This is a genomic window from Oleiphilus sp. HI0128, assembly GCF_001635365.1.
Genome location: NZ_LWGG01000174.1, coordinates 1 through 850, shown reverse-complemented (window position 1 = coordinate 850; position 850 = coordinate 1). Strand labels below are relative to the sequence as shown.

Here is an 850-nt window from a genome sequence, read left to right as displayed (position 1 = left end):
ATATTGCCCAGCGCGTTTTTCTAGTAAAGCTTTCACTGCCTCTAAGTGATCTTCTGTTTGATGCAGACCAGCTTGAACTTTTGCACATTGGTCTAGCATTTCAGGTACTTTGAGTCGTTCACTTTGACGTAGTAGCTTCTTAGTGGCTCGAACGGCAAGAGGCGGGTTTGAAGCGATGCTATGTGCGATTGAAAGTGCGCGCTCAAGCATGTTTGAAGTTTCGATGCACTCAGACACCATCCCCCAAGATAGCGCTGTTTGAGCATCAACCATATCGCCAGTCAGTGCCATTTGGCTGGCTTTTGCTATGCCAATAATTCTTGGCAAGAACCACGCGCCGCCGTCTCCCGGAATGATGCCAAGTTTGACAAAGCTTTCGGCAAAGCGGGCTTTATCGGAAGCGATGCGAATATCGCACATCATTGCCAGGTCACAGCCTGCACCGACTGCGGCGCCATTTACGGCGGCAATAACGGGGATCTCGATATTCCATAAGGACAAAGGAATACGCTGAATTCCGTTTTATAGCTTTGTTCTATTTCTTCTTTATTGCCGCCAAACATATCAGTTTTATTGAGCATATCTTTGACATTGCCGCCGGCGCAGAAACTCTTTCCTTCTCCGGTCAGCACCATGACGCGAATTTCGCTGTTATTGTTTGCTAAATCGCATACACGCTCGATTTCTTCAACCATTGCTTCGTGAGACATCGCATTGTGAATATCAGGTCTATTCAACGAGACAAGCAAGACGTGCCCGTCTTGTTGAACGCGTAGCTCTTTAAAGGTTTGCATATTGTGCGAAAGGTCGATTAGGTTGGTCATGCTTGGCCCGTAATACAGTTTCTATG

At 46.9% G+C, this 850-nt stretch carries 2 protein-coding genes; both read right to left on the bottom strand.

Annotated elements, in window-relative coordinates; translation table 11 throughout:
• A partial coding sequence (locus A3763_RS27955; RefSeq protein ID WP_197482699.1) for an enoyl-CoA hydratase-related protein occupies window positions 1–501 on the bottom strand: 501 nt, incomplete at its 3' end.
• The gene (locus A3763_RS29865; RefSeq protein WP_068759853.1) at window positions 459–824 is read right to left on the bottom strand and encodes an enoyl-CoA hydratase-related protein; all 366 of its coding nucleotides are present in this window, start codon (window positions 822–824) and stop codon (window positions 459–461) included. The genes A3763_RS29865 and A3763_RS27955, both read right to left, overlap by 43 nt.
• Window positions 825–850: the final 26 nt, after the last annotated feature.

What these genes read in the sequence shown, in the direction of transcription:
- A3763_RS29865 (WP_068759853.1), bottom strand. Translation starts at nt 824, where the DNA reads ATGACCAACCTAATCGACCTTTCGCACAATATGCAAACCTTTAAAGAG.